Genomic DNA, 7,447 nt, shown 5'->3' on the forward strand with positions numbered 1-7,447 from the left:
AGACCGATTTCCCCTCTAACTTTTCACCTTTGACACAAAACTATTGACATACCCCTCCTTCAGAACACGAAGTTTGCATCTCAGAACACGATCGTTCCACCTCAAAACTCGAAACTTGTAGCTCAAAACTCGGAACTTGTAGCTCAAAACACGATCGTTCCACTTCAGAACTCGAAATTTGGAGTTTGGAACTCGATCGTTCGGGAAGAAGAGGCGATCGCATTTGTAACCCGTCTTCTCGCCCGACAACTGAGACGGGAACTTTCGGAGGAAATGCGCGCTGCTCCGCAGATACCGCTAGGGTCGCGCCTTTTAACTTTGTTTCTACCGATGCTAGAAGACTTGGGCGAGGCGTTGTTAGATTTCACCAGTGTGGCTGATTTAGAAGCTTGGTTGAAGGAGCGATCGCCAGAGGGATAAGCGACCCTTGCGGTATCTGCATAGCAGCGCGACCTCTTGAGACATCATCAAGCGCTAGCGAAGCTTACCGAAGGTACCGACTATCAGAGCGCGATCTCTAGAGTAAGATGAAGCCGATCTAAGGATGGGGTGATCGTTGAGAATCATTGGAACTTGGAGACGGAATTGTGGATGTACGTCCGATCGAGGTTGAGATCTATGAAACAGAAGAAGGAAGAGCGTCATTTTCTGAATGGGTGATGCAGTTAAAAGATATTCAGGCATCTGCTAGGGTCTTGCTGAGGTTGGATCGAGTCAAGCAAGGAAATTTGGGAGATCATAAGTTTATTGCGGATGGGATGTTTGAGTTGAGGATTGATACAGGGGCGGGGTATCGGGTGTATTTTGGGCGAGTTGGCAATGAGCGAATTGTGGTTCTGTGGGGTGGGGATAAGAGTACGCAGGGACGCGATATTGAAAAAGCATTAGAATTTTGGATAGATTATCGGAGCCGGGATGATGCCTAAAAGTAGAGCCTATGACGATGAGCTGATGGTGTATTTGCAGGACTCGCAACGGGCGATCGCATATTTGAATGGGGCGTTGGAGGAGGGTGATCCGGAGTTCTTGCTGTTGGCGTTGCGGAATGTGGCAAAGGCAAAGGGGAAAACGGTAGATTTTGGACTGGGCGATCGAGTGAATGAGGCGGGTAAGGCTGTGCTGGAGTGGCATGAGTTGATGAAGGTGCTGAACGAGTTGGGACTGGGTTTAGCTGTGAAAGAAACTTCACAGGCGGCTTAGAGGCGCGACCCTGGCGGTATCTGCGGAGCAGCGCGCAATTCACAACTTAACGATCAACTATCAGCGCGCGAGTCTTGCGGTATCTGCGGAGCAGCGCGCGTTCATTAAAGCTTGAAATGGCTTGTGGTATGTAATCATCCAGTGATACTCTGAGCCGGAGGCAGCAATGCTCAATCAATCTGTGAATAGTAGCCCGAATGAGCTTTGACACCACCTGTCGGCGATTGGCGGAAATCTTCCCCGAAGACTTTGCAAGCTGGCTACTTGGCTATCGTGTTCCTTTAACTGAGTTGAGTCCGACTGAGCTATCGATCGAGCCAATCAGAGCGGATCGGGTGATTTTGCTGCAAGGTCAGAACGAAATCGTGCATATCGAGTTCCAAACTGACCCGAAAGATGATGTACCAATGCGATTAGCAGATTACCGCTTACGCCTGCATCGCAAATTTCCAGATAAGACAATTCACCAAGTTGTGATCTATCTGCGAGAGACCAACTCAGAGCGGGTGTATCAGAACTATTTCGAGATTGCGGGGATGTATGCAGAGTTCAACGTGATCAGGATCTGGGAAGTGCCTGCCGAAGAACTGATGGCATTTCCGGGATTGCTTCCATTTGTCGGACTGAGCCGCAGCGACAACCCAATTCAAACTCTACGCCAAGCAGTACGGGAGATTCAGAACCTCGAAGACGAGTCGCAGCAGCATGAAGCAATGGCGGCGACTTATGTGCTGTCTGGGCTAAAATTTGAGGCAGAAGTGATTGCACAATTGATTAGGAGAGACGTGATGCGGGAGTCTGTGACTTATCAAGCGATTTTGGAAGAAGGGCGCGAAGAAGGGCGCGAAGAAGGACGTGAAGAAGGACGTGAAGAAGGACGTGAAGAAGGACGCGAAGAAGGACGCGAAGAAGAGGCGATCGCTTTAGTCACCCGTCTTCTCGCCCGACGACTGAGACAGGAACTTTCTGATCAGATGCGATCGCGGCTTTTAACTTTGTCTCTACCAATGCTAGAAGACTTGGGCGAGGCATTGTTGGATTTCACCAGTGTGGCTGATTTAGAGGCTTGGTTGAAGGAGCGATCGACAGAGGGATAAGCGACCCTGGCGGTATCTGCATAGCAGCGCGACCTCTTGAGAAATCATCAAGCGATCGCAATTCACAACTTAACGATCGACCATCAAAGCGCAATCGCACCCTGGAATTGAAAGAGCGACAATTGAGAATACATAGACATCATACATCTTCTAACAAGTACTTAGAGAGTCTATCCAATAGTCTGTTGACTCCTATTGGACCAAATACGTCCCATACTTCTCGACCATCTATGATATGTATCCGTCCATTCTTCGCTGCTTTTAGTGACGAAATGAGAGGATGTTCGAGAAAGAAAGATACAGGTCTTCGGTCAAAATTCGCAATGAACAGGATATCAGCATCATAATCATCTATTGTTTCGATACTAAACGGAGTGTAGCTTGCTTGAGTTAGAAATATAGGTTTGATTTTTACACCGATATCTTTGAAAATTTGAAAATAAATCGCTTGACTGGCGGACGTTGTAAATTGCCCTCCGTTGTATATCAGTACAGAAATCTCTTTGTTTTTCAATTGAGTGCTGAACTGTTTACGTATCTCCACAACTCGTTTTTGATACTGAATTAACAGGTTTTCTGCAATTTTTTCGCGATCGAGCAATCGAGCAATTTCTCGAAAATTATCTTTGAAAGAGAGTTGACCATCGTTGTAAGTTATGCTCACAGTAGGAGCGATTGCTGACAACTGCTGGTAGATTTGTCTAAAGTCATCTGTGAGCATCAGAATTAAATCGGGTTTGAGTGCCAGAATTCTTTCCAAGGAAGGTTGATATCCAATGCTTACAATATCAATTCCTTTCAACTCATGGGGTATAAAGCCAGGAGTGATGCATTCCTCTGATGTCCAGCTTTCATAGCAGTTTATGCCTATGATTGATGATTTGAATCCAAGAGCTACTACAGGATCAAGGATAAGAGAGGGATTTAACACAATAATGCGACGAGGTTTAACAGGAATACAAGTTTTACCTAGTTCGTGTTCAGCAACTCGGCATTTAGAAGCTGCTATCTGTTGGGTTAAAACGGTATGCCTTTGAATGCTTGGGCTGTTGCAAGCAGTAACTAGCAAAAAAGATAAAATCACTATTACAAGTGGCTTGATCAAGATATCTCCTAAACAAACAATTTTCTGTAGAGAGCAAGTTAAAACTCCCAACTAATAGAGCCGACAACAGTTAAGGGTGTTCCTCTTTGAAGATAGAGCGTACCGGAGTTTGCGGCACTGATATAATCTACATCGAATAGATTACGAACATTAATAGCTGCGTTAAATCCATTTCGGCGGTAGTAGATTGCTGCATCAGTACGTAAATAATCTTTTAGTTGAAATGAGTTTGCTAGATCCCCTTGCCGTTCTCCTACGTAAAATAGTCCTAATCCAAACCCTAGACCTTTCAAATCTCCTTTCTGAATTTCATATGTCGTCCAAAGACTAGCTTGGTTTTGTGGTGCGTTTTTTAATCGATTACCAACCGGAATAGAGTTGTCAGCGGCAACTGTGGCATCAGTTAGAGCATAGGAAGCGATGAGCTTCCACCCAGGTAGAAGCTCACCTGCCACATCTAACTCAATTCCTCGACTCCGTTGTTTTCCAACTTGCACATTGAAACCTTGTATTGCTAAGTCAGGATTGGGATCAGGAGTTAGTACATTTTCTTTTGTAAGATTGTAAGCAGCTAAAGTAGCTGAAAGTTTACCATTAAGAAAGTCAGCCTTGACACCGACTTCGTATTGAGTTCCTCTTGTTGGCTCAAATGCTTGATTACTATCTGGATTACGCCCGATCGTAGGACGAAACGATTGGCTGTAACTCGCATATAGTGAAACAGTTTGGCTCGGTTGATAGACAATACCAATTCGGGGACTGAATGCGCCATCTTTTTGCACTGGATTATCACTGTCAATGACTCCGGTTCATTGGATGTCCAATCATAGCGTCCACCAACCAGTAGCTTCAAACTATCGCTAAATGCAATCTGATCTTGAAGGTAAACTCCGTAGGATCGAATAGAAGTCTCAGTTGTAGGCTCTGGAAAAGCTTCAGGTCTTGTTACATCATATATTGGATTGAGAATATCCAAATCAGGTAAATTTGGAGAGCCATTAAAAAAACTTACGTATTTGCTGTTGTAGCGGTAGAAATCAAAGCCGACTAAAAGCTGGTGTGAAATCGAACCAGTTTTGAACTTTCCGAGCAAATCAATTTGCCCAAAAACGTTAGTATCACTAATATCGCCATTAAAAACTCCAAAGCCTGTTAGAAAGCGATCTTCTGATACTCCTGTGAAGTATGACTCATTTCTAATATTTGATGTTAGATTCACCGCAAGATTATTGCGAATCTGCCAATTATCCATAAGCTCATAATTTAGCGTATAACCAAATCTCTGATTCTCAAAGTCAACAGACACTAAAGACGGGTAGTTAGGGAAAAAGCTTCGAGGTGGTAAGCTACCATCACTTAACAAAGGAACATCATAAGTTGATGGATTTGCAAAGTATCTACTGTACTCATAGTAGAGATTTAGATTTGCCCGATCCCCTAGTTTAAGGGTGACTGAGGGCGCAATGGTAGTGATCTCAGAATTGGCAAAGTTTTGAAAACTATCTCGACCTTGATAGGCAGCGATAAAGCGGTAGAGTACGTTTTTATCTAGGGTCAATGGACCTGACAAATCGATACTGGGTTGATACAGTCCAAAATTTCCTGCTTCAAATCCCACCTTATAGTAAGGTTCACTCAATGGTTTCTTGGTCACAATGTTAATGATTCCACCGGGTTCTACGTCACCAAATAGAACTGAGGCGGGTCCTTTGAGAACTTCTACCTGCTCAATCGTTTCAATGAGTGATAAACTACTTCCAAAATCATCATCACGAAAACCATTTCGGAAGCTCCCAGACTGACTAAACCCTCGGATAATTCTGCCCCCAGCAGGTGAAGCAAAATACGTAAAGTTATCAGTTACACCACTAACAGTTTCTACTGCTTCTGTTACCGTTCTGACGTTACGATCGCGCAGCACCTCCTGCGGTACAACCTGAATCGACTGAGGAATGTCTCGAATCGGTGTGTCGGTTCTCGTTGCCGTACTCGCATTCGGCACTCGATAGCCTCGTTCCCCTTCCCCCGTCACCGTAATCTCTTCTTCAATTCCTTCCTCTGGTGTCACTGCCAACACCAACCCCTGTCCCGCCACAATCTCAGCACTCGGTAAATCATTCAGTCCCGTAATGCTCACCCGAATTGTCGTGGCATCCGCTTGCGTCACGGCAATGCGATCGATGCCCTCCGAAGGCTTCTGAACTTCAAACGCCTGCCCACTGCTCAACGCCAATACCGCATTCGGAACCGTCAAAATCAGCGTATCGCCCTCCGCCTGTTGTGTCGCCTGCAACGCCTGCCCATTCTCCGTCTCCAGCGCAATCTCCAATCCCTGCTGAGTTGGGTTCACCTTCACCCCCGTCACCCGCACCAACTGCGCCTGCTGTGCCTCCGTTTGCGCCATCCATTCCTTTACGGTTGTCGCCGCTTTCGGACGGTCTTGCAGCCGAGAAACCGTCGGCTCTGTTGCCATTGCGGACAGTGCCCCAACCAGAACAAACGCGCCAGAAACGAAAAGCGATCGCAGCCACACACTCATCATCATCACACCAGTACTTAGGAATCGTTATCAATAGACAATACTGGGGATGCAGTTGAGATTGGAAGCCCTTTTTGGTCGGTAGAAGAACTTTTTTTGGTCGATAGACGTACTTTTTTTCAAACTCACGCCCGCTCATCGTCTGTGTCGCTGTTGACGGCTGTATTCTCCTGGATTTATGCCAAACTTTTTACGAAACGCTGCTGCAAAATAGCTCCGACTGGTAAAACCCACCCGATGCATCACTTCTTCAATCTTCAGATCGCCTGTCAATAGCAACTGCTGTGCCTGCTCCAATCGGTAGTGGTGCAAGTAATTAAACACAGTCGTGCCAAAACAAGCCCGGAACCCTTCCTTCAAAATTCGATCGTTGAGTCCCACCAATCGCGCCAATTCAGCGATCGAAGGCGGATTCTCTAATCGCTGCAACAGAATTTTTCTTGCAGCATAAATGCGATCGACCTGTTCCGACTTCAGATTTCCTGGTAACTGCTCAAGCGATAGTAAAGGCGACTCTTCTAACAATGGCTCAACCGACAGCAACAACAACTCCCAGATTTTCGTTTCGAGATACCGTTGCTTCATCACGCCATGATAGGGACATTGCCAGATTTGCTGCAAGGCAATTTGCATTGCGGGAGTTGATCGATATCCCTGAACAAACGACAACTGATCTGGTGATCCAATCAATGGTTGTAATCCAGCAGGTAACTGACCGAAGAACGATCGAATTTCCTCGATCGAAATCGAAAAAGCAATTTCTCTCAACGGTTCCGCAGCAGATTCAAATGATCCTTTAGACGATGCACCTCGACCGATCAAAGAGTACTCTCCCGGACAAACGGTAACTTCAAGACTGTGATGAACGCCTGATAAATGAAACCCAACTCTTAGATAATCAGGCTCGTGAACTTCTTCCCAGGAGACTGCAAAACCATTTAAGGGTTCATAATAGTCCATGACCAATCCGATTCCTTCTCGTAGGTCAATGATTCGAGATAGCCCTCGCCCCAGTTCAGACGGAAACGGAATAATCACATCTGCCTCATCTTCAGGATCGGGATAGCGCATCTGCTCCAGCATTTCCTCAAACAAAGCGTCATAAGTCTGACTAGAAAGTGCGATCGTCATGGTGATCCAGATACTCCGATAAGAAAGGCGCAAACCTCAAAAGTATCTTGACCTAATTGGTATTGATTTGCAATAAGCTCAGAAATCATTGCATGATCGACCTGGCTCAAATCGGGCGATCGGTTTGTCATCTAGCATCGGTGAGTAAGACGCTCTGTGGATGTTCTTGAAAATTTTTTACAAAGATGCCGTCTGATTTGGGTAGCTGGGTGTGGTCGGGTAGCGTCAGCCCTGACAGATCAGAGGCAAGTCAGTAGTTCATAGATCAGTACCAATAAGTAGACAGACCTAATTAAACATAAGATGCCGCAAACTGCCCTCCCTTGTATCTTAAGAGTGTGGCAGACCGACCCCCCTAAGATTCACGAAATCGGG

The 7,447-nt window shown here is 45.8% G+C and carries 7 protein-coding genes and 1 pseudogene; 4 read left to right on the plus strand and 4 right to left on the minus strand.

Going from position 1 to position 7,447, the window contains the following annotated elements; all coding sequences use genetic code 11:
• Positions 1–195: 195 nt before the first annotated feature.
• The 4 genes from ACKFKH_RS33075 to ACKFKH_RS33090 all read left to right on the plus strand — a co-directional run bounded on the left by ACKFKH_RS33075 (position 196) and on the right by ACKFKH_RS33090 (position 2,297).
• Positions 196–420: a DUF4351 domain-containing protein gene (locus ACKFKH_RS33075; RefSeq protein WP_446862653.1), complete on the plus strand. Its 225-nt coding sequence runs from the start codon at positions 196–198 to the stop codon at positions 418–420.
• A 146-nt stretch (positions 421–566) separates the two neighbouring features.
• Positions 567–926, plus strand: a complete 360-nt coding sequence (locus tag ACKFKH_RS33080) for a type II toxin-antitoxin system RelE/ParE family toxin (protein WP_446862647.1) — start codon at positions 567–569, stop codon at positions 924–926.
• Complete coding sequence (locus ACKFKH_RS33085; RefSeq protein WP_446862648.1) at positions 919–1,200, plus strand: helix-turn-helix domain-containing transcriptional regulator; 282 nt, start codon at positions 919–921, stop codon at positions 1,198–1,200. Before ACKFKH_RS33080 ends, ACKFKH_RS33085 begins: the two co-directional genes overlap by 8 nt.
• Before the next feature lie 197 nt (positions 1,201–1,397).
• The gene (locus ACKFKH_RS33090; protein WP_446862649.1) at positions 1,398–2,297 is read left to right on the plus strand and encodes an Rpn family recombination-promoting nuclease/putative transposase; all 900 of its coding nucleotides are present in this window, start codon (positions 1,398–1,400) and stop codon (positions 2,295–2,297) included.
• Between the two features lie 139 nt (positions 2,298–2,436).
• Here ACKFKH_RS33090 and ACKFKH_RS33095 read toward each other — a convergent pair whose 3' ends face one another.
• The 4 genes and pseudogenes from ACKFKH_RS33095 to ACKFKH_RS33110 form a co-directional block, all read right to left on the minus strand.
• Positions 2,437–3,402: an iron-siderophore ABC transporter substrate-binding protein gene (locus tag ACKFKH_RS33095; protein ID WP_446862650.1), complete on the minus strand. Its 966-nt coding sequence runs from the start codon at positions 3,400–3,402 to the stop codon at positions 2,437–2,439.
• Between the two features lie 38 nt (positions 3,403–3,440).
• Entirely contained in the window at positions 3,441–4,184 is a 744-nt protein-coding gene (locus tag ACKFKH_RS33100) for a TonB-dependent siderophore receptor (protein ID WP_446862651.1), read from the minus strand.
• A 32-nt stretch (positions 4,185–4,216) separates the two neighbouring features.
• Positions 4,217–5,947: pseudogene (locus tag ACKFKH_RS33105) on the minus strand (TonB-dependent receptor domain-containing protein); the annotation flags it as partial.
• A gap of 129 nt (positions 5,948–6,076) precedes the next feature.
• Positions 6,077–7,072, minus strand: coding sequence for a helix-turn-helix transcriptional regulator (locus ACKFKH_RS33110; RefSeq protein ID WP_446862652.1), 996 nt, complete (start codon positions 7,070–7,072; stop codon positions 6,077–6,079).
• Positions 7,073–7,447: the final 375 nt, after the last annotated feature.

It is taken from the genome of Phormidesmis sp. 146-20, from assembly GCF_052939475.1.